Below are 22,602 nucleotides of genomic sequence, written 5' to 3'. Positions count from 1 at the left end.
TAATATTTAAATGAATCGGTTTATTTTATAGTAGCGGTAAAATCAGAAATATTTTTAACCCATTCAGTTTTATTTTTTATCAAATAGTTTTCGTGTCCAGTATTTTTATAAACATTCAGTTTTTTAGAACCTTTTAAGTTGTTGTAAATTTCATCAATTTCTTTTCGGCTTACGCTTTTGTCTTTTTCTCCATATAACAATAAAGTAGGGGAGTTTATACTTTTTGCATATACTGTTGGATTATGGCTAAATCCCCAAAATCCGTTTTCGATTCCTCCCCAAAATAGCAACATACTTGCCATTGGAAAAGTTGGTGCATTTACTCTTTTAAATCTTGCTAAAACGGTCTCATACATTGAACCAAACGGACATTCAATTATTATTCCTTTTGGTTTTATATTGTCGTCATTAATACATTTCATGATCGCAACAGCTCCCATAGAAGTGCCAAATAAGTAAATATTTTTTTCTCCTTGTTGCTTCATATAATCAAATGTTGTTTTTACTTCCTCGGCTTCTTTATAACCAATTGTCGTTTGGTTTCCTTCAGAATTTCCGCTTCCCATAAAATCGACAAGCATTGTGCTAAAACCTAATTTTATAAATTCATCTGATTTTTCGATCATTAATGATTTTTCGCCGCCATAACCATGAAATAATATAACGGTTCCTTTAGAATTTGGAGTTTTAATGAACCAACATTCAATTTCTTTATTACTTTTTAGCTTTAAAGTTAGATATTTTTGAGAAGGAAATTTTACGTTTTTTGGTTTGGGATTATTAACTCCAAAAAATACAATTTTGGCTTTGTCAAGCGAAGATAATTTTTCAGGACTTTTGGTTTTTTCCGCTTTACTATCGTTAAAATGCGTGAATTTGTAGGCATGAAAAAAAGCAATACTATTCATTATTATAAAAATAACGAATAGTATTTTAAGAGTTTTTGTTGCGTATTTATGTAATTTCATTAAGAATATTTGTCTGAATTTTTGTTATTTAAAAATAGCATATTCTAAATCAAAAAACTTAAATCAATCCTTTTATTTTAGCATGTTGTAATAACATAATTGTTTTGGCATCTGTAATTTCTCCAGATTCAATTTTTGCGTAGGCTTCATCAAAAGTATATTCGAGAACTTCGATGTTTTCTTGTTCAGCATCTAATCCGCCGCCATCGCTCACTTTCATAGTCTCATCATATTCACCAACAAACAAATACAAAATCTCGGTTACAGATCCCGGAGACATGTAAGTTTCGATAACTTTCTCAACTTTTTTTAAGCGGTAACCTGTTTCTTCTTCTGTTTCACGAATTATAGCTTGTTCAGCATTGTCCTTATCTAATAATCCCGCACAAACCTCGATCATCATTCCGGTTTTATTTCCGTTAAGATAAGTGGGCAAACGAAATTGCCTTGTTAGTATAACTGTTTTTTTAGCAGCATTATATAATAAAATACCGGCACCGTTTCCGCGATCGTAAACCTCACGAATATGCTTTTCGGGCGCTCCGTTTTCTTTTTGATAATTAAATGTAACCTTGTTTAAAATATACCAATTGTCTGATAATAATTTGGTTTCGATAATTTCAATTTCTGGATTTTTTCTCATGGCGAATAGTTTTGTATAAAAAAACGCTCTGGTTATCAGAGCGTTTAGTAACTATTATTTTGTTATTGTTTGTTTTCTGTCTGGTCCAACCGAAACGATTTTGATTGGCACTTCAACTTCTTTCTCAATAAACTCGATATATTCTTTTAGCTCAATTGGCAATTGGTCATAAGTAGTTAAACCTGTTAAGTCAGCTTTCCATCCTTTAAACTCTTTATAAACAGGAGTTACATTTTCTGGTTCGATGTTATAAGGAAAGTGAGAAATGTTTTGTCCTTTATAATTGTATTCTGTACAAACTTTTAAAGTTTCAAATCCAGAAAGTACATCACCTTTCATCATCATTAATTGTGTAACACCATTAACCTGAATAGCATATTTTAAAGCAACAAGGTCTAACCATCCACAACGTCTTTGTCTTCCTGTAACAGATCCAAATTCGTTACCAACTCTTGCCATTGTAGCACCATCTTCGTCAAAAAGTTCTGTAGGGAAAGGTCCGCTACCAACACGTGTAACATACGCCTTGAAAATTCCGTAAACTTCTTTGATTTTGTTTGGAGCAATTCCTAAACCAGTACAAGCACCGGCAGCAGTAGTGTTAGATGAAGTTACAAAAGGATAAGTTCCAAAATCAACATCTAATAAAGAACCCTGAGCTCCTTCACATAAAATAGATTTACCAGCTTTTTGAGCCTGGTACATATATTCTTCACTGTCAATAAAATCTAATTTTTTTAATTCTTCGATAGCTTCAAAAAACTCTTTTTCAAGTTCAGCTAAATTATATTGAATAGCAACATCATAAAAAGCAATCATTGCCTCATGTTTGTCCGCTAAAGCTCTGTAACGTTCTTTAAAGTCTTCTAATTCAACATCTCCAACACGCAATCCGTTTCTACCGGTTTTGTCCATATAAGTTGGACCAATTCCTTTAAGCGTAGAACCAATTTTTGCTTTTCCTTTTGATGCTTCAGATGCTGCATCTAATAAACGGTGCGTTGGTAAAATTAAATGTGCTTTTCTTGAAATGATCAGTTTACTTTTGATGTCAAGGTTAAATTTCTCTAAACCTTCAATTTCTTTTTGAAAAACTACAGGATCTATTACAACTCCATTTCCGATGATATTTATTGAATTTTTATGAAAAATTCCAGAAGGAATGGTTCTTAAAACATGTTTAATTCCGTCAAATTCTAAAGTATGTCCTGCATTTGGTCCTCCCTGAAAACGTGCAATAATATCATAATTTGAGGTAAGAACGTCAACAATTTTTCCTTTACCTTCATCTCCCCATTGTAATCCTAGTAATAAATCTACGGTCATTCTGTTTTAATTTGCGTTAGGGCAATTTAAGTCACCCTACTGATTATGTAGTTAATTTTCTTTTTTTTATTTTCTAAATAATAATTCCTTTCCGGATTATATTTTTTGTTTTTTGTTCCCGTAGAAATAAAGTGAATGATTCGTAATTTCGATATCAAATATTTCTTCGATTGTTTTCTTGATGGTTTGAATTCTCGGGTCGCAAAATTCGATTACTTCACCAGAATCAGTCATGATAATATGATCGTGCTGTTTATCAAAATATGATTTTTCGTAGTAAGCCTGATTTTGTCCAAATTGATGTTTTCTAACCAATGCGCAGTCTAACAATAACTCGATCGTGTTGTATAAAGTTGCTCTACTCACACGATAGTTTTTGTTTTTCATTTTGATATAAAGATTTTCTATGTCAAAATGCTCTTCGCTATCGTAAATTTCCTGAAGTATAGCATAACGCTCAGGAGTTTTGCGATGCCCTTTTTGCTCAAGATACATTGTAAAAACATTTTTTACAATTTCTTGATTCTTAGTGTTGTCAGTTGAAATGAGTGTCATATCCGGCAAAGATAATTTTTTATTTTTAATGAATAAAAGTTTCGGGTTTAAACTTTAACGTTCAAATTTGATTTTGATTAGTAATAATGCACCAAATACAAGGTTTTGCATCTATAATTTTCAATAAGTTCACAAGAACTTAATTAACATAATTATTTTTATTTATGATAAAACTAACAAATTTTTATTTCGTTTTTGTCATGTACATGTACCAGTTCCATTCCCAGGTTTTTCCTTTATCATCAGACATTGCCTGACTCCAGACAGGATTATTTTGATCTCTCGCATCCCAGCGAAAAACCTGAATTACATTTTTTCCTTCGTAAATATCTTTAGAGAAAAAATGGCCAACATTATTTTCAAAAGAACCAATTACGGGTTTGTCTAAAATTCCGGTATTTGAATCAGCCCAATAAATACTCCACAATTTTGTTTTCGGATTAAAAAGGCGAACTGTCATTCCTTCAAAAGGTTCTCCATCAAAAGTAGCCAGGAAATTATCGATATTTCCAATTCCGTTCAAAATCTTATACATTTCCTGAGTCGACGGAAATTCAATCCATTCGTCAGAATTTGCAAATCTTTGTTTTAATTTTTTGTTCCGAATAACAGATTTTCCCTGAAAAAAATCAAAATCATCTTTTGAAGAAGATTCCGAAGCAACAATCAAAAGTTCTCCGTTTTCATCAAAATTAATTTTAGGAATTTCTATAGAATCTGTTTTCATGAAAAATTATTTATATTTTGAATTGATGTAAATCCTTTCGACTTTTAGACTTTGGACTTTCAGACTTTTGACTTACTTAAGTTCGGTATTCACGCGTGACTTTATCAACGCCGTCAATTTTTTTAATGGCATTAATCATCTTTTTCAAAATCGTGTTATTTTTTACAATAACCGCGATCTGACCGTGAAAAATTCCGGCATCCGTACTCAAAGAAATACTCTGAATATTTACGCTCATATTGTTCGAAATTACTTTCGTTAACTGATTTGTAAGTCCTAAAACATCCATTCCGGTAATATTGATAATGGCTTTAAATTCTTCCTGAGAAGAGTCAATCCATTTAGCGCTCATGATGCGGTATGCATAATTAGACTGCATCCCGATCGCGTTTGGACAATCTTTTTTATGAACCTTAATTCCTTCATTTATAGTTACAAAACCAAAAACATCATCTCCGGGAATTGGGTTACAACATTGCGAAAGTTTATAGTCGAGTTTGTCATGTTCAGTCCCAAAAACCAACATATCATAATTGCTGCTGATAACAGGTTTATGAATGTCTTCAGCAGCCGTAGTATCTTTATTTCTTTTGATTTTATTTTTAAAGAAGTTGATAAACGAATTGCTTTTTTGCGCCGCGTAATCTTTTAACTGTTGATTTTCGATCGCACCAATTCCAACTCTGTAAAATAAATCTAAGCTTGTTTTTAGTTTAAAAAAGTTTACCAACTCATTAATAACCTGTTCACTAATGGTTACTTTTAAGTGTTTTAGTTTTCTGGTAAGAAGTTCTTTTCCTTCTTCGGCAATTTTTTTGGTATTCTCGTTAAGAACGTTTTTAATTTTATTTTTGGCTCTCGAAGTCGTTACATATTCAAGCCAGTTGATGGTTGGTTTTTGATTCGCTGATGTAATAACTTCGACCTGATCACCGCTTTTAAGTTCGTGATTTAACGGAACCAAACGCCCGTTTACACGAGTTCCTCTGGTTTTAATTCCAATTTCTGAGTGAATACTAAAAGCAAAATCAAGCGAAGTAGCGCCTTTTGGCAACGATTTTATTTCTCCTTTTGGCGTAAAAACAAAGATTTCTTTAGAATATAAATTCATTTTAAAATCTTCAACAAAATCAACCGCATTAGTTTCCTGATTTTCTAAAGCTTCACGAAGTAAATTCAACCAGACATCCAGACCGCTTTCTTCGGTTGCGCCATTTTTATATTTGTAATGCGCTGCGTAACCTTTTTCGGCAATTTCATCCATACGCTCGCTTCGAACCTGTACTTCAACCCAACGGCCTTTTGGGCCCATAACGGTAATGTGCAAGGCTTCGTAACCGGTTGATTTTGGAGATGAAATCCAGTCGCGCAAACGACTCGGGCTTGGTCTGTAATGATCTGTTACGATAGAATATATTTTCCAGGCCACGAATTTTTCATCGTGCGGATCTGATTTATAAACAATTCGAAGCGCAAATTTGTCATAGACTTCATCAAAACTCACATTTTGAGCGCGCATTTTTCGGCGAATCGAATAAATAGATTTCGGGCGTCCTTTTATGATATAATCGATATTTTCTCCGTCTAAAGATTTCTTTAAAACATCTGAAATATCTTTGATGTAAGCATCTTGTTCTTCTTTTGTTTCTCGAATTTTGCTAACAATATCGTCATAAACTGCAGGTTCAGTATATTTTAAACCTAAATCTTCCAGTTTTGTTTTTATGTTATAAAGTCCCAAACGATGGGCGAGAGGGGCATAAATGTATAAAGTTTCAGAGGCAATTTTGGTTTGTTTGTATTCCGCCATCGAATCCATTGTTTGCATATTGTGCAAACGATCTGCCAATTTGATCAAAATAACACGAACGTCATCGTTCAGCGTCAGGATCATTTTACGGAAATTCTCCGCTTGCATAGAGGCATTCAAGTCTTTTTGAACCATTGATATCTTGGTCAGACCTTCAACCAATTGTGCCACTTTTGGATTGAACAAGCGCTCAATATCTTCAACAGTTACGGGTGTATCTTCAACAACATCGTGCAATAAAGCCGCAGCAATAGAGGTCGCTCCCAAACCAATTTCAGAAGCAACAATTTTCGCAACTGCAATAGGATGAAAGATATACGCTTCTCCAGATTTGCGACGTTGTTCTTTATGAGCATCAACTGCAACGTCAAAAGCCTTACGGATAAGTTTTTTGTCAGCAGGTGATAAAGTTTGGTAGCTAATTCGAAGTAATTCTTTGTATTCCTGCGCAATTGCTTTGTTTTCTTTTTCTATATCTATTTCTATCATAACGGCATATTCAAGTACTAAAAATAGCAATAAGTTTGAACATACGCAAGGGAATGGATTGTTGATTTCTGAATGAAATTCTTTTGTTTCAAGTTTCAGGTTTCAAGTTTCTAACCACAGTTTTCAGTCTCAGTTTTGAAACCTGAAACCTGAAATTATTCTTTAGAAAAATCTAAATCCTGAAAATCATAACTAAAATCAGTTAATTCAGAAATAGGAAGCATTTTTAAGTTGATGACTTTTCCGCTTTCATCATATTTGAAAAGTAAATGCGCATCAGCATGAAAAAAGGCATTATTCCATTTTACGACATAGTTTCCGTTTTTATAGAAAAATACTTCGCCAACTAATTGCGAAGAACGTTTTGAAGCAAAATATAACTTTCCTTTTTTCTCTGTAATAGAAATTTCACCAAACCAATTGTCTTTGTAAGTTCCAATAATTTTAGAAAAATCTGTTTTTAGTTTGTCTTTTTTATTTTTTGCAACAGTTGCCCAAACTTCATCAGTCACTTTATCTGCAGAGTCTTCATTGGTCTTCATTCGGTTGCTGTAAACTGTTACATAATCATCAGATTTAACACCTAGATAACTGTCTTTAATAGTATTTGTAATAGCGCTAAAAGCACCTCCTGATTGTTGGTTTGTTAAAACAATAATTCCCAATCCAATTTCCGGAATCAAAGTAGTCTGCGTAACATTTCCTTCTAAGCCTCCGGTATGCGAAACTTGTTTGTATCCTTTGATATCACTAAGAAACCAGCCTAAACCATATCCTGAAAAATGAGTATTATATGGCGGTTTTGTTTTTGCTGGAATAATGGTTTGCAATTGCCACATTTCATCATGTTCTTTCTCAGAAAATAATTGTTTGTCACCATATTTTCCGTTATTAATTTGAAGAATTGCCCATTTACTCAAATCGTTTACGCTTGAATAAATTCCTGCAGCGCCATCAAAAAGCTGATTTTCGTAACGTTTTATGGTTTTTAGTTTTCCATCAACAGGAACGTGCGGCGTGATAACGTTTGTAGTATCTTTTAAGCGTTTTATCGAAGCCACACTATTGTTCATTTCCAATGGTTTCATAATGCGTTCTTCAACAAAATCAGCCCAGGTTTTTCCGCTTACAACATGCACAATTTCACCGGCAATGATGTACATTAAATTGTCATAATCGTATTTCGTTCTAAAGCTTGAAACAGGTTTTAAATAACGTAAATTATGAATAATATCCTGTGCTTTAAAATCGCTTCCGTCAGGCCAGATCATCAAATCTCCTGCACCAAGACCAAGTCCGCTTCTGTGGGTTAATAAGTCACGAATCGTAAACTCTTTGGTTACGTAATCGTCATACATTTTAAAATCAGGAAGATATTGAATCACTTTATCATCCCATTTTATTTTGCCTTCATCAACCAACATGGCTAATGCAGCAGTTGTAAAAGCTTTACTGTTTGAGGCGATTCCAAAAAGTGTGTTTCCATCTACTTTTTCCTGAGTTATAACAGACTTTACCCCATATCCTTTTGCTAAAACTACTTTTCCGTCTTTTACGATTGCAACGGCAATTCCGGGAACATCAAAAGCTTTGATGGTTCTGTTTACTAAATCATCAACTTCCTGATTCGTGATTTGAGCAGAAACGGTAAAACCGAATAAGAATATTAAAAGGGATAACTTATAACTCATAATTCATAATTTTTAAATTAATTAAATCCTCTTTGACGTTTGGCTTCGAAAATTAAAATGGCGGCGGCAACAGAAACATTCATGCTGTCTATTTCGCCCTGCATCGGAATAATGATATTTTGTGTCGCAGCATCACGCCAATCCTGCGTTAAACCTATAGCTTCTGTACCGACAACCAAAGCGGTTGGAGTTGTGAAATTTTGTGTGTGATATGAGGTCGAATTTTGTAAGGTTGCGCAGTAAAAATCGATCTTTTTTTCTTTCAAAAAAGCAATAATTTCTGCTGTCGTTCCTGTCGCTATTTGATTCGTAAATAAACAGCCAACACTTGAACGGACTATATTTGGATTGTATAAATCACTTTTTGGGTTTGCAATTAAAACCGCATCAAGATTTGCAGCATCGGCAGTACGTAAAAGCGCTCCGATATTTCCTGGTTTTTCAGGTGCTTCAGCAACAATTATTAACGGATTTGCAGATAATTTTAAATCAGATAATAACATCGATTTGGTTTTGGCAACGGCCAAAATACCTTCGGTTGTATCGCGATAAGCTAATTTATGATACACTTCTTTATTGATTTCTATCAGCTGAACTGGTGTATTAACTAATTTTTGAATCTGATTTTCAGTAACTAATTCGGGTAAAAATAAAACCGTTTCTATTTCGTAACCGCCTTTTATGGCTAATGAAATCTCACGTAATCCTTCAATCAAAAATGTTCCGGTTTGTTTGCGGGCTTTTGCCTTTTCTTGTAGTAAAACAAGCGATTTTATAAACGGATTTTGTATTGAAGTAATTTGTTTCATTTTTTTTAAGGCTCAAAGTTGCAAAGGTTCAAAGGTACAGAGTTTTTTTCTTCCTGCAAGGTTTTCAAAACCTTGTAGGTATTTTAAGGAATGATATAAAAAAAGTTTGCCACGAATTGTACAAATTTGCACTAATTTTTTCTTGCGTTAAAGCAAAATATTAATTCGTAAAAATTTGTGCAATTCGTGGCAAAAAAAAATTATTCTTCTGTAGAATTGTTTTCTTCTAAAAGTGCCGTTTCTTCTTGTGGTCTTGTAACAACCTGATCTTTTTTGCCAAAAAGGAATTTCTTTGCAGCTGCAAATGCAGCAATAAGTGCAACGCCAATAATTTTACCAAATTTCGCCAAAATAGCAAAGAAACCTACTTTTGCAAGAACTTTTCCTGCCACTAATCCACCAATTGTCCAGGCTGCAACGGTATCTGTATCTGCGTCAAAATCTAAATATTTGTTTCCGTCATTAAATTCTACACTTTTCAAGATTCCCGGAATACTTGCTTTTACTTCTGCAAGTTCATTCATTCCTGCAACGGCAGAAATATTGTACATTCCTTTTCTTCCTAAAACTCGTAAGTCATAATTTAAAGTATTGGCTTCGTCTTTTCCAAATTTTAATTCTTTTGCCCAATGCAATACTTTTAAATTACTATCATAATAAGGTTTCGATGCCCAGCCTACTAATTGCACTTCTTTATATCCTTCTTTTACACGCTCTTGATTTGCTGTCAGAACATCTTCCTTCATGGTTTTTAGTAAATCGTCATAGTCAATATCTCCGGCATCATCATCTTTTACAAAACCATCTCCCTGATAAGTAATTACAAACATCCAGCTATCGCTGTGTGTAACACCTTTTCCATCAGGAACAAGAGACCCTAATACGCTTTTATCTTCCGGATTACCCCATAAATTTGTCAGGATACCTTGTGTTTGTTCGGCATTTAAAAATTTAAATCCTTGAGGAACATTTAGCGTTCCGTCTCCTTCCGGCAAGGTAATTTTTCCTGATTTGTAATCTAAAGTTTTCTCAAAGAGTTCATCATTATTTTTAGGTTCCTGAGCTACGATTTTTGGTGTAAAAAAGGAAATTAAAAAAAGAAATAGTATTGTTTTTTTCATTTAAATAAATTGGTTTTGGTTATTATTTTAGGTTGGTTAATTATTTTTGAAGTAATTCTGAAATCTCATTCGCCACAGGATGTTCTGCAGTAAAAGTATAACCCATTATTTTAGCAATGGTTTGAGCGAATTGTTTTTGATAGAATTGAGAATCTGTTTTGATTTCGCCTTTTGCGGCAATTTCAGGACCTATTGCGGCAAACCAAATTTGAGATGCTCCGGCAATTTTATCGCCGTGGCTTGTCCATTCAGTTTTTGTTTTGTCTCCGCGGCCGTGATCTACGGTTATTAGCAATGTTGTTTTATTTTTGTATTGAGGATCGTTTTGCACAAAATCCCAAATTTGTTTAATCCATTTATCAACCTGATTTGCAGCGTCAAGATATGATCTGTAATGTCCGGCGTGCGCCCACTCATCCGTTTCTCCGTATGAAATATAAAGTACTTTTGGTTTATTGGTTTTAAGTTCGTTTAAAGCTTCATAATGTGTAAAAACATCTAAACATTCATCTTCGTGAAAAGGCTTAAATGAATCATCACGCATTTCATTTAGCAATTTTTGAACAGCTGTTGGATTTTTTCCTCCAATTTTATCAAAGGCAGAAATTACAGGAAAACCGGATCTTTCTTCATTTAAAATTCTATCAAATGCATCCCACGCTCCAAAAGCGGCAACTTTTCCTTTTATTTTTGGTTGCTTATTTAAAAACTCCAAAACATTAACGTTTGGATTCGGTTTGTAATCATTAGAATTAACCGCAATATCTACATTTCCGGTCATGATTTCGCTGTAACCGGGATAACTAAACCAATACGGATTTGTTACATCGACTTTATTTCCAAGATCACGGTTTCCATAAATTTGACCTTTTGTTGCAATTTCAGTCCATAAAAAAGGCATTAGTTTTTTGCGTGATTCGTTAAAATCAGAACTTCCGTATTTTTTATAAATATAAGTGCTGTCGCCCTGATTAAAATTTTTATCATTAGCAATTGCAGGATCGATTCCTTTGAAGACTTCCTGCCATCTAAAACCATCTGTAGTTATGATGATTATATTTTCTGTTTTTTGTGCATAAGACAAAAAGCTGAATAAAATGAATAGAATTGAAACTGCTTTTTTCATGTTTTTTTGATTTACAAAGGTTAAATGAAACAAAGTCGCAAAGGTTCAAAGGTTCAAAGATTTTTTGACTATTCTTAATTTGAAGTAAGAAATTGATGTTTTAATAATGTTAAGAAAGCCAATCTTTCAGTCATTATTAATTAAAACATCTAATTACTTATTCTAAATTTTGCATTTTACATCTCAGAAAAAAAACTTCACACATTACAGAATTCCTCTCGCCTTAATTTCCAAATACTTATTTATAGCATCTAAAGTCAAATTCTCAGGTTGTGTTAATACCGAATGAATTCCGTATTTTTTGAGTTCGTTTGCGATAAGTCTTTTTTCGAACATAAATTTTTCAGCAATTACTTTATCGTAAACTTCCTGAATAGTATCCGTTTTTTTATTGATGATTTCGTTTAATTCTGTATTGCTAAAGAAAACAACAACCAACAAATGACTTTTTGCAATTCCTTTTAAATATGGCATTTGACGATTTAAACCGTCCATTGTTTCAAAATTAGTATACAAAATGATCAAGCTTCTCTGGTTGATATTTTTTTTAATATCAACATATAAACGACTATAATCGCTCTCGAAAAAATCTGTTTTGATGTTATATAAAGTCTCCAGGATTTTTTGCATTTGCGAACCTCTTTTTTCGGCAAAAACTCTGTTTTCAACCTTTTTAGAGAAAGCAAAAATTCCGGCTTTGTCTTGTTTTTTCAGAATAACATTTGCCAAAACTAACGTCGAATTTATAGCATAATCTAACAAACTCAATCCGTTAAAAGGCATCTGCATCACTCGGCCTTTATCAATTGCCAAGTAAACCGATTGCGATTTTTCGTCCTGAAACTGATTCACCATTAAGGCATTTTTCTTCGCTGTAGCCTTCCAGTTTAAAGTTCTAAGATCATCGCCCTGAACATATTCTTTTATTTGCTCGAATTCCATTGTGTGACCAATTCGGCGAATTTTTTTGATTCCGTATTGAAATAGATTATTCGAAAAAGCCAATAAATCATATTTTCTCAATTGAATATAAGACGGATACGTAGGAACCATTTGATCTTTATCAAAAGTAAATCTTCTGGAAATCAGTTTTAAAGGAGAAGAAACGTAAATGTTTAGATTTCCGAAATAATATTCACCGCGCTCTGTCGGACGTAAATCGTAACCAATTTTATCCTGAGCCGAAGCTTTAATTGTTCTTAAAATTTTGAAATCGCGAACCTGAAACTGAAACGGAATTTCATCAATAATTTTAATTGAAATTGGAAATGTATAATGATTTTTGATAGAAATAGTTACGGGATTCAGATCGCCATTCGAAAGTTTTTCAGGCGTTTCTCTTGTAGCATCGATTCCTGTTCTGGCTAAATATAAAATTAAAATATCAAGTCCTAGAAAAGTGCTTAAAACCAAAACGACAAACCAAACGCCATTGTATAAATTCGGAAAAATAAAAGCACAAACAAACAATCCTACAATGCCCATAAGCACGTAGAAAAAGAAGTTATTGAGATATAGACTTTTTATGAATTTCAATTTAATAAAAATTAAGGTTAATGTTCTTAAAGTCCAAGAAAACTTTTATAATTAAGGCCGTCTAAAGCGGCTATTTTCCAGCTTCCATTTTCTTTTACCACCGTTACTTGATAATTAGGAGTTTGTTCCCATTGGGTCCATGTCCAGTAAAAAGTAGCTTTATTATTTTCGACTTTTAAGTTATTTATTTTCAATGTTTTCCAAAATGCTTCAGGATTGTCCTGACAATCACACCAATAATCTGAATCATTACCATATGGAGGCAAGTCATTAACCAAATATTCCATTTTGTTAGTCTTAAGATTATCGTTAATTTTCAATCCAATTTTATTATAATTATCAATAAATTGTTGTGCGAAAAAACCAGAATTTTTAAGTTTTTCAACTACTTTATTATGTGCTTTTAGATTTATTCCAATATATTTATCGCCTTTTTTGTTTGGAACAACATCAAAGTCAATTTCTGTTTTTTTAGTGTAAATCCATTCATAAGCTTTTCTTATTAATGTCTGGATTTGTTGTTTATCGCTTTCAAAATAAACAGAAGTTTTTGTGTTTTCTATTGGTTTAAAACTAACCAGTGAAAACCCAATAAAGAACAAAAAAAATAGTTTAAATAATCTCATTTTTCAGGTTTTAGGTTCTCCTGCAAGGTTTTCAAAACCTTGTAGGTGTTCATTTTTAGTTATTCTGGACAATTAAATTCCTACAAGGTTTTGAAAACCTTGCAGGAATGAAAACTATCTTGGAATTTCTACTGTTTCAATAATTTGCTTAATAATTTCAGAGCTTGTAATTCCTTCCATTTCACGTTCTGGAGCGACAATAACACGGTGTTGCAATACAGGAACTGCAGCTTCTTTAATATCTTCGGGAGTTACAAAATCACGACCACGAATGGCTGCAAAACCTTTTGATGCATTCAAAATTGCAATTGATGCGCGGGGAGAAGCTCCTAAATATAAAAAGGCATTTTCTCTGGTATTCACCACAATTCTGGCAATGTATTCGAGTAAATTTTGTTCTACTCTAATTTGTTTGATTAAAGCCTGATACGCTTTTATTTCTTCGGCTGAAAGTATGGTTTTTATTGCTTCTAATTTACCATGATCCTGCAATACATGTTCTCTTTGAATGATCTGAATTTCTTCGTCTAATTTTGGATAATCAATAGAAATTTTGAATAAAAAACGGTCTAATTGTGCTTCCGGCAAACGATAAGTTCCTTCCTGTTCGATTGGGTTTTGTGTTGCAATTACCAAAAACGGAGTTTCAAGCTGATATGCTGAACCATCAATTGTAATCTGGCGTTCTTCCATTACTTCAAAAAGTGCGGCTTGTGTTTTTGCAGGAGCACGATTGATCTCATCAATTAAAATTAAATTAGAGAAAATTGGGCCTTGTTTGAATTCAAATTCTGAACTTTTTAGGTTAAAAATTGAAGTTCCAAGAATATCAGAAGGCATTAAATCCGGCGTAAACTGAATTCGGCTAAAGCCAATATTCAACGTTTTAGATAATAATTTTGCCGTAATTGTTTTGGCAACTCCCGGAACACCTTCAAGCAAAACGTGTCCGTTTGATAAAATCGCAACCAAAAGCTGATCGATCATTTTATGTTGACCTACAATTACTGTTTCAAGCTCTTTTTTGATGCTGTTAACGTGGTCTAAAAGTGGCGCTAAATTTATTCTGGTTTCAAAATTCACATTTTCATTTGTGATTTCTGCTTCTGGTGTATTAAAATCGTCCATGTTTGGTCTGTTTTTTTGTTTGTTGTTTTTTGACACAGATTAAAGGATTAAAATGATTTTAAAAATCTGTGAAAATCATGTAATCGGTGGCAAATAATTATTTCATTTTAATGTAAAACTTTCTCGATTGCATTATTAATTCTGATTAAATCTTCTTCGAGACTTCCGTGATAACTCTTTCTGTGTTCGTTGATTAAGAATACAAGTTCACGAATATCAGTTTCTTCTTTTCCTGATTTATGATGTAATTTTTTAATGAAATCATCATCAAGTTTTGTTGTGTCTATTAAATATTCATTTCGGATTCTTTCCAGGAAATAAATAATTTTTTTATCAATAATATTATCGTGATCGCCTTCCTGATAATATAAATTGCCAATTGTTTTTGTAAAATCAAGCGTTAAATTAGGCAATGGTTTTAAAATTGGAACTATTCTTTGTTTTCGCTTGGCATTAAAAATAACAAAAATCAAAATTCCGATTAAAGATAGATATAAAGCCCATCTTAATGCGGGCTGACTTAAAATATATCGCCACGGCGAGTCAGAAATCGATTCGTTGTTTTGTCCTTTTGTGTACCAAAAAACATCGCCTTTTGGAACATACGAAAGTACACTTTGGGTATATTGATAATGATCTTTCTTTAATAAATGATAATTTGTAAAAGCAACAGGTTGTGTGTGCAAATAAAAATAACCGTTGACATAAGGAACCTTTATAAAATTAATTTGCTTTTTGGTTTTGTTTCCCTGATATCCTAAAACGGTGGTTGTTAAGGTATCAATTTTCGAAAAATAATAATTTCCTAATTCTTCAGTAATAGCATATTTTTTAGGATTTACTTTTTTATTCGCCAACCAAACCGAAGTAATGTTTTCGTTTTGAAAGCTTGTATTTGTTTCTATTTTTAAACTATCTAATAAAGATTGAGGAAAAGTTTTCATGCTTAAAAAAGCATTATTTCCATGCGATACAAAATAAAAAAGTTCTGTAATAGATTGGTCGTCTATAGTTCCTGCTTCTGAAGTTCCGTATTCTGAAATATTAAAAAACGTACCTTTTATTTTATATTTTCCTTCTATCGTATCCGGAATGTATTTTGAATCTAAAAATTCATAAGGTGTTATTGCTGAAACTCTTTCGATTTTTTGTTTCTTTAAAAGCCCGTTGATTTCCTTATCAAAAACATACAATCCGTACGGAATTTTGTCATTGACAGAATAGGTTGGTCGCCAATCTATAGGTTTTTGATCATTTCGGCCTGCTATTAAAATTAAGGCGAAAACAAGAACCAAAATAGCAATATAAATTTTGATTGATTTACTCATTGCTAAAGGTTTTAAGAGATTTCTTAAATCGGTTTTCGGTTTTTACAAAAGTCGTTTCATCGATTTCAAATTCGCCGTACCAAATATGATTGTATAAGTATGACAAATAGGTAAATTCTTCTCGATGAACCGGACTTTGAATTTCGTACAAATAATCAGAATTTGTTTTTTCGATATCCCATTCGATATAATGGTTTTGTGCCATGATTTTCAATAACCACAAATAGTAATAACGAATAGCAATTCTTCTTTCTCCACTCTGAATACTTTCTTTAATCAGTTTTTCGAAATCTAAAAGATGAATATTTTTTTCAATTTCAGAATAATAAATGGTCTTTTTGTGCACATTTTTTCCAAAAATCCATTGACCTTCTTTGGCTATTATGGCTTTTACGATTAAGTAAATCACGAAAACAATAATCAAAATTGCAATTACTCTCAATAAAATAACAACGAAGTTGAGTGCTGTTTGTGGGTTGTTAAAAGAGAACATTTTTCTAAAAATACTTGCCAGCCATTCTTTAAAATGATCCCAGGCTGTTTTTTCGGGTACTTTTTGTTCATATACAAAATCCGAATCAGTATATTTTTTTTTGAAGTTTTTAGAAAAGCTTCTGGCTTCAACAGAGTCAGAATCTATTTTGATATCTTTTTCGGTATATTTTACAGATTCAATTTTTGGCGGTTCTGTCGTAGCCAAAGAATCCTGAGCATTCGAAATGCTGCAGCAAAATAGAAAAGATAAAACGAAGAAAATTTTATTCATTATCGGTTAGTTCGATTTGGCAGGCAATTGCTGTGTTTTTTTGTGTACAATAAAAGGATAAACCAGATAATAATAAGAAATTATAGCAAGCGTAACCAAAATGATGAAACTGCTTAGCCAATTGGGCATATCAATAGAATATCGGGTAATAAAACCTTCAAGAAATCCTGCACCAATCGTAAAAGGAAATGTACTCAGAAATATTTTGAAACTGTTTTTAAAACCGATTTTAAAAGAGTTTAATCTCGAAAAAGTTTTAGGAAATAAAATAGAAGCACCTAAAATAAATCCCGCAGCGGTTTCAATTACAATAGCAAAAATTTCCATAGAACCATGAATCCAGATTCCGCGGACACTTTTCCAGAAAACATTCTGGTCATAAAAAAAATATTGAAAAGCGCCTAACATAATACCGTTTTGCGAAGAAATATAAAAAGTTCCGAGTCCTCCAAAAATACCATAGATGTAGCATTTTGCGCCAACATTTAAGTTATTCATGGTGATGCCAATAAAACTTCCCCAATTGCTTCCGGTTCCGTAAACAGCCATCGGATCGCCTTTTTTTATGTTTTCCAAAGTCATATTTACATAACCGTCGCCTAAAATTAAACGGACAAAATTCTGATCAAATCGAGCAGAAATTACGCCAATTGCAACCGTTATAAAAAATAAAACAAAAGCATACATTAAATACCTTCTGTAATCATAAACCAATAACGGAACTTCAGTTTTAAAAAACTCTGCGAACCTATTTTTTTCAGTTCGTTTTGTTTTATAAATTTTCTGATAAATCTGTGAAGCAAGATGATTTAAGTAAACTACCGTTTTACTTTTTGGATAATAAGTTTGCGCGTACGATAAATCATTCATCATTTGAATGTACAAATTAGCTAACTCATCAGGATTTTTTTTAGCTTTACCAAAAATTGCTAGCTCAAATTCTAGCCATTTTTCTTTATTTTGTTTTATAAAAGCAATTTCTCTCATTGTAGGCTAAAATATAAAATATGTCAGAATTATCAATTAATACGACGCAAAATGTTAAAATAAATTTTATAGCAGCATCCGTTGGTCAACGAATAGGATCTTATTATATTGATTTTGCTATAAAAGTAGCTTATGGAATCGTTGTTTCGCTAATCTTTTTTTATTGGCTGCGTTTGGGCAAAGTATTCGATACACTTGATTCATGGTCCAGAATATCAATTATTTTATTTCTGTATTTTCCCATTATCATCTATTCAATAACTTTAGAAAGTCTTTTTGAAGGACAAACCTTCGGAAAAAAAATTGTCAAAATAAAAGTGGTAAAAATTGATGGTTACCAAGCTGGATTTGGTGATTATTTAATGCGTTGGTTTTTCAGGATTATTGATGTTTCATTTTTCTACGGAATTGTAGCTATAATAACAGTGATTTCAAGTAAAAAAGGGCAGCGTTTAGGAGATATGGTTGCGGGAACTGCCGTTATTACTTTAAAAAATAAAATTAATATAAGCCACACCATTCTTGAAGAAATAGGAAACGCGTATGTACCTACTTATCCTTTGGTTATAAAATTATCTGACAACGATATGCGAATCATTAAAGAAACGTTTCAAAGAGCTGAAGCTAAAAATGATTATGAAACGATACAGAAATTAGTTTCTAAAATTGAAAATGTTACGGGAATTAAAAATCAATCCGGAAACGACAAAGATTTTCTTCGAATTGTTCTAAAAGATTACAATTTTTACACACAAAACATGTAGTTGAAATGGCAATTTCAATAAAAAATAAAACAAGCAATTAAATAAAAAGCAAACTACTAAAACCGTAGAACCTTAGTGCCTTTGCAACTTAGAACCTTAAAAAAAAATGTTTCACCTATTAGATATTATTGGTACAATGGCTTTTGCCATGTCCGGAGCTTTAACGGCAATGCATAAAAAACTGGATCCGTTTGGGGTTTTTATTATTGCTTTTGTTACAGCAGTTGGCGGCGGAACATTGCGTGACGTTTTGATAGGCAGAACTCCGGTAGGATGGATGATGAATCTGCAATATGTTTACGTGATTATTCTAGGTTTTGGACTTGCTATTCTTTTCCGAAAAAAGTTTGATAAACTCAGAACTTCGCTATTTTTATTCGATACAATTGGCCTTGGTGTTTTTACTTTAATTGGTTTAGAAAAAGGAATTTCTATTGGTTTGCATCCCATAATTTGTGTTGCTTTAGGAACGATGACAGCTTGTTTTGGAGGCGTTATTCGAGATATTTTGTGTACTGAAATCCCAACTATTTTTAGAAGAGAAATCTATGCAACAATCTGCATTTTTGGCGGAATTGTATTTTTTGTATTGAAAAAACTGAATTTAGAAGATGATATATTGTATTTAGTAACGTCAATTGTTATTATTTCAGTCCGATTAATGGCAGTGAAATTCAAATGGTATTTGCCGGCATTTGATCACAAATAGTTTTTTTGCCACTAATTTCGCGAATGAGCACGAATTAATTAGCTTAATGAAAATATTCTTTTTAAGAATAAGAAAAAAATAAAATTAGCAAAAATTCGTGGCAAAAAGAAAAAGTAAAAAATGACAAAATACACCATAAAGAAATACGATAAAAACGACAATAAAATTTGGAATGATTTTATTGCTCAGGCCAAAAATGCAACGTTTTTGTTTCATCGCGATTTTATGGAATATCATCAGGATCGGTTTGAGGATTTTTCACTTTTAGTTTTCGAAGATCAAAAACTGAAAGCCGTTTTACCGGCCAATAAAAAAGATAATTCTGTATATTCTCATCAGGGATTAACTTATGGAGGTTTGGTTTATAACGAACGAACGAAATTAAAATCAGTAATTGAAATTTTTCAGGCTATTTTGCTTTTTTTGAATGAATACAACTTTCAAAAATTATATCTAAAAACGCTTCCGTCGATTTACCACATTAAACCTGCGGATGAAATTTTATATACTTTGTTTTTGGCAGATGCAAAACTCATACGACGAGATTCGCTTTCGGTTATTGATTTATTACAGGAAAATAAGATTTCAAAAATTAGAAAAAGAAGTTTTCAAAAAGGGATTTCAAATCAATTGATAATTAAAGAAGAAAACAATTTTGAATTATTTTGGAATGAGATTTTAATTCCGAATTTAAAGACAAAACATAATGCAAAACCTGTTCATTCTATAGCAGAAATGAATCAATTGAAAACTCTTTTCCCTGATAACATTCATCAGTTTAATGTTTATTTAGAAGATAAAATTGTTGGAGGGACTACTGTTTTTGAAACAGAAACTGTAGCGCATTCTCAGTACATTTCAAAAAACGAGAATCAGGAAAATCTGGGAAGTTTAGATTTTTTATTTCAATACTTAATTCAGGAAAGATTTACTAAAAAGAGATTCTTTGATTTTGGCATTTCAAATGAAAATCAGGGAAAAAATCTGAACGAAGGATTGTCTTATTGGAAAGAAAGTTTTGGAGCAAGCACAATAGTTCATGATTTCTATGAATTGGATACGGCAAATTATAGCAAGTTAAATGGTATTTTTGTTTAACAATTAAAAAGTAAAATGATATCATTTCTTGATCTTAAAAAAATAAACGAACCTTATGAAGCTGCTTTTCAAGAAAAATTGAAAACAGTTTTGCATAATGGCTGGTATATTTTAGGGAAGGAATTGGAAACATTTGAAAAGGCTTTCGCAGAATATACTCAAACAGAATACTGCGTTGGAGTAGGAAATGGGTTTGATGCTTTGGTTTTGATTTTTAAAGGCTATATAGCGTTAGGAAAACTCAAAAAAGGCGATGAAGTTATTGTTCCGGCAAACACTTATATCGCAAGTATTCTAGCCATTTTACAAGCAGATTTAGTTCCAGTTTTGGTCGAGCCGAAATTAGAAACTTATAACATCAATCCTGATCTGATTGAGAGAAAAATCACTCCAAAAACAAAAGCTATTTTAGCTGTTCATTTATACGGACAATTGGCTGAAATGGAAAAGATAAATGAAATTGCAGATCAAAATAATTTGATTATTGTAGAAGATTCAGCTCAATCACATGGAGCAATCAGCAATGAAGAAGCAAGAAGTAAGAATCAAGAAATAACTGCAGCGTATAGTTTTTATCCGGGAAAAAATTTAGGAGCTTTAGGCGATGGCGGCGCGATAACGACAAACGATTCAGAATTGGCAAAAGTGCTTTTTTCGCTTCGTAATTATGGTTCTGAAAAAAAATATCATAATGAATTTGTTGGCGTAAATTCAAGGTTAGACGAACTTCAGGCTTCATTTTTGAATTTGAAATTGCCAAATTTAAATAGCGATAATAATAAACGTCGCGCAATTGCAAAACGGTATTTATCTGAAATTAAAAATGACAAAATAGTGCTTCCGTTTTGGGATTTTTCAGATAATCATGTATTTCATTTGTTTGTGATTAGAACTGAAAATCGAGAAGCCTTGCAGGAATATTTAGCGCAGAATGATATTCAAACCGTAATTCATTATCCAATTCCGCCACACAAACAAAAAGCATTTTTAGGGTGGAATAATTTATCATTTCCTATTACAGAAAAAATTCATAATGAAGTTTTGAGTTTACCAATAAGCCCTGTTTTAACAGAGGAAGAAGTTAGTTTTGTTATTGAAATTATTAATAAATACTAATGAACTTCCTTAAAAAGTATACTCAAAATAACCTGTTTAAAATCTCTTCTTTAAACAGTTTGAGTGTAATATTAAAAATTGGCATTGGATTAATTACATCAAAACTATTGGCGGTTTTTGTTGGCCCAAGCGGAATGGCTTTGGTTGGGAATCTTCGTAATTTTTTGACTTCACTGGAAAGTATTTCGACATTGGGTTTCCAAAGCGGAATTGTGAAATATGTTGCGGAAAATGAAAAGAATAAAACCGAACTTCAAAAGATAATTGCGACAGTTTTTATAACAGTATTAATAGTTGTAATAGTCTTAAGCGGATTTTTATTTTTTCTGGCTTCTTTCTGGAATAACAGAATCTTTGGTGATAGTTTTGAATTTTCCTTAGTATTTAAAATACTGGCTTTGGCTTTGCCCTGGTATGCTATTTCGATTTTTTTGCTTGCTGTAATTAATGGTTTAGGAAAGTTCAAAAAAGTAATCTGGATTAACTGTATTGGCAATACGATCGGATTATTGGTTTCAGTATTATTGATTTTAAAATTTAAAACTTTAGGAGCATTACTGGCGGTTGTTATTTCGCCAGCTTTATTGTTTTTCGTAACGTTTTATTTCATTAATAAAGAAATTGCTTTTTTTGATACAATCCGATTTCGATTATTCGATTTTAGAATCATAAAAAACTTATCGTCTTATTCTTTTATGGCGTTGGTTTCGGCTGTTTTTGGACCTTTTGTTTTTCTTGCAATCCGGAATAACGTCATACAAACTTTAGGAATTGATCAGGCAGGATATTGGGAAACGATGACAAGAATTTCATCTTATTATTTGTTATTTGTTTCGACTCTTTTAAGTGTTTATTTTTTGCCGAAATTATCAAATGCAAAGACAGATCAAGAAACTAAATCTATATTTTGGAGTTACTATAAAACCATTTTACCCGTTTTTATTATTGGAGTTACGATAATTTATTTTTTACGCTTTTTTATCATAAAACTACTTTTTACAACTGATTTTCTTCCTGTCGAAAGTTTGTTTTTAGGACAATTATCAGGAGATGTTTTTAAAGTATGTTCTTTGATTTTGGGATTTCAGTTTTTGGCTAAAAAGATGACGATTGCCTTTATAATTTCAGAGTTAATATCACTTGCTGTTTTGTATTTTTCAAGCATTTATTTTATTCGTATTTTCGGAATTGAAGGAGTTGTTATGGCGCAAGCTTTTGATAATTTCCTTTATTTGATGGTACTTTGTGTGTATTTTAGAAAGAGTTTGTTTTAGTTAGA

Annotated in this window: 21 protein-coding genes; 5 read left to right on the top strand and 16 right to left on the bottom strand. The window is 32.2% G+C overall.

The genetic code is table 11. The features are described from left to right. Positions 1-20 precede the first annotated feature (20 nt). From GKZ86_RS11100 to GKZ86_RS11025, 16 genes are all read right to left on the bottom strand, one after another. Positions 21-968, bottom strand: coding sequence for an alpha/beta hydrolase (locus GKZ86_RS11100; protein ID WP_154783178.1), 948 nt, complete (start codon positions 966-968; stop codon positions 21-23). A 58-nt stretch (positions 969-1,026) separates the two neighbouring features. After that, positions 1,027-1,611 (bottom strand): NUDIX domain-containing protein, encoded by a 585-nt coding sequence (locus GKZ86_RS11095; protein WP_154783177.1) that lies wholly within the window; start codon positions 1,609-1,611, stop codon positions 1,027-1,029. A 54-nt stretch (positions 1,612-1,665) separates the two neighbouring features. Continuing rightward, the gene (locus GKZ86_RS11090; RefSeq protein ID WP_154783176.1) at positions 1,666-2,937 is read right to left on the bottom strand and encodes an adenylosuccinate synthase; all 1,272 of its coding nucleotides are present in this window, start codon (positions 2,935-2,937) and stop codon (positions 1,666-1,668) included. A gap of 96 nt (positions 2,938-3,033) precedes the next feature. Next, on the bottom strand, positions 3,034-3,492 hold the full coding sequence (locus GKZ86_RS11085; protein ID WP_154783175.1) for a Fur family transcriptional regulator: 459 nt from the start codon (positions 3,490-3,492) through the stop codon (positions 3,034-3,036). Positions 3,493-3,676: 184 nt separating this feature from the next. Further along, entirely contained in the window at positions 3,677-4,219 is a 543-nt protein-coding gene (locus tag GKZ86_RS11080) for a hypothetical protein (RefSeq protein ID WP_154783174.1), read from the bottom strand. 76 nt (positions 4,220-4,295) lie between these two features. Further along, positions 4,296-6,518, bottom strand: coding sequence for a bifunctional (p)ppGpp synthetase/guanosine-3',5'-bis(diphosphate) 3'-pyrophosphohydrolase (locus GKZ86_RS11075; protein WP_154783173.1), 2,223 nt, complete (start codon positions 6,516-6,518; stop codon positions 4,296-4,298). A gap of 155 nt (positions 6,519-6,673) precedes the next feature. Continuing rightward, positions 6,674-8,209 (bottom strand): serine hydrolase, encoded by a 1,536-nt coding sequence (locus GKZ86_RS11070; protein WP_154783172.1) that lies wholly within the window; start codon positions 8,207-8,209, stop codon positions 6,674-6,676. Between the two features lie 17 nt (positions 8,210-8,226). After that, positions 8,227-9,018: an RNA methyltransferase gene (locus tag GKZ86_RS11065; RefSeq protein ID WP_154783171.1), complete on the bottom strand. Its 792-nt coding sequence runs from the start codon at positions 9,016-9,018 to the stop codon at positions 8,227-8,229. A gap of 200 nt (positions 9,019-9,218) precedes the next feature. Further along, positions 9,219-10,139, bottom strand: a complete 921-nt coding sequence (locus GKZ86_RS11060; RefSeq protein WP_154783170.1) for a DUF2167 domain-containing protein — start codon at positions 10,137-10,139, stop codon at positions 9,219-9,221. A gap of 40 nt (positions 10,140-10,179) precedes the next feature. Then, a complete protein-coding gene (locus GKZ86_RS11055; RefSeq protein ID WP_154783169.1) occupies positions 10,180-11,265 on the bottom strand; it encodes a phosphoglyceromutase in 1,086 nt (361 codons plus the stop codon). Positions 11,266-11,469: 204 nt separating this feature from the next. Beyond that, positions 11,470-12,750, bottom strand: coding sequence for a DUF58 domain-containing protein (locus GKZ86_RS11050; RefSeq protein WP_154783292.1), 1,281 nt, complete (start codon positions 12,748-12,750; stop codon positions 11,470-11,472). 77 nt (positions 12,751-12,827) lie between these two features. Then, positions 12,828-13,427, bottom strand: coding sequence for a DUF3828 domain-containing protein (locus tag GKZ86_RS11045; RefSeq protein ID WP_154783168.1), 600 nt, complete (start codon positions 13,425-13,427; stop codon positions 12,828-12,830). 114 nt (positions 13,428-13,541) lie between these two features. Next, positions 13,542-14,555 carry a MoxR family ATPase gene (locus GKZ86_RS11040; RefSeq protein WP_154783167.1) on the bottom strand — a complete coding sequence of 338 codons (1,014 nt, stop codon included), beginning with the start codon at positions 14,553-14,555 and terminating at the stop codon, positions 13,542-13,544. 107 nt (positions 14,556-14,662) lie between these two features. Then, positions 14,663-15,883, bottom strand: coding sequence for a DUF4350 domain-containing protein (locus GKZ86_RS11035; protein WP_154783166.1), 1,221 nt, complete (start codon positions 15,881-15,883; stop codon positions 14,663-14,665). After that, a complete protein-coding gene (locus GKZ86_RS11030) occupies positions 15,876-16,649 on the bottom strand; it encodes a DUF4129 domain-containing protein (RefSeq protein ID WP_154783165.1) in 774 nt (257 codons plus the stop codon). The genes GKZ86_RS11035 and GKZ86_RS11030 overlap by 8 nt, the downstream gene beginning before the upstream one ends. Positions 16,650-16,655: 6 nt before the next feature. Continuing rightward, a complete protein-coding gene (locus GKZ86_RS11025; protein ID WP_154783164.1) occupies positions 16,656-17,636 on the bottom strand; it encodes a stage II sporulation protein M in 981 nt (326 codons plus the stop codon). A 20-nt stretch (positions 17,637-17,656) separates the two neighbouring features. Between GKZ86_RS11025 and GKZ86_RS11020 the strand changes: the two genes are divergently transcribed. The 5 genes from GKZ86_RS11020 (at position 17,657) to GKZ86_RS11000 (ending at position 22,597) form a co-directional block, all read left to right on the top strand. Further along, positions 17,657-18,400, top strand: a complete 744-nt coding sequence (locus GKZ86_RS11020) for an RDD family protein (RefSeq protein WP_154783163.1) — start codon at positions 17,657-17,659, stop codon at positions 18,398-18,400. Positions 18,401-18,506: 106 nt separating this feature from the next. Then, positions 18,507-19,109 (top strand): trimeric intracellular cation channel family protein, encoded by a 603-nt coding sequence (locus GKZ86_RS11015; protein WP_154783162.1) that lies wholly within the window; start codon positions 18,507-18,509, stop codon positions 19,107-19,109. Positions 19,110-19,229: 120 nt separating this feature from the next. Continuing rightward, on the top strand, positions 19,230-20,207 hold the full coding sequence (locus GKZ86_RS11010; RefSeq protein ID WP_154783161.1) for a GNAT family N-acetyltransferase: 978 nt from the start codon (positions 19,230-19,232) through the stop codon (positions 20,205-20,207). 15 nt (positions 20,208-20,222) lie between these two features. Beyond that, positions 20,223-21,323 (top strand): DegT/DnrJ/EryC1/StrS aminotransferase family protein, encoded by a 1,101-nt coding sequence (locus tag GKZ86_RS11005; protein WP_154783160.1) that lies wholly within the window; start codon positions 20,223-20,225, stop codon positions 21,321-21,323. A 59-nt stretch (positions 21,324-21,382) separates the two neighbouring features. Continuing rightward, on the top strand, positions 21,383-22,597 hold the full coding sequence (locus GKZ86_RS11000) for an O-antigen translocase (protein ID WP_230328245.1): 1,215 nt from the start codon (positions 21,383-21,385) through the stop codon (positions 22,595-22,597). The last annotated feature ends 5 nt before the right edge of the window (positions 22,598-22,602 follow it).

The organism is Flavobacterium sp. LC2016-13 (assembly GCF_009707955.1).
GTDB lineage: Bacteria > Bacteroidota > Bacteroidia > Flavobacteriales > Flavobacteriaceae > Flavobacterium.
This window is presented reverse-complemented; position numbering and strand designations above follow the sequence as displayed.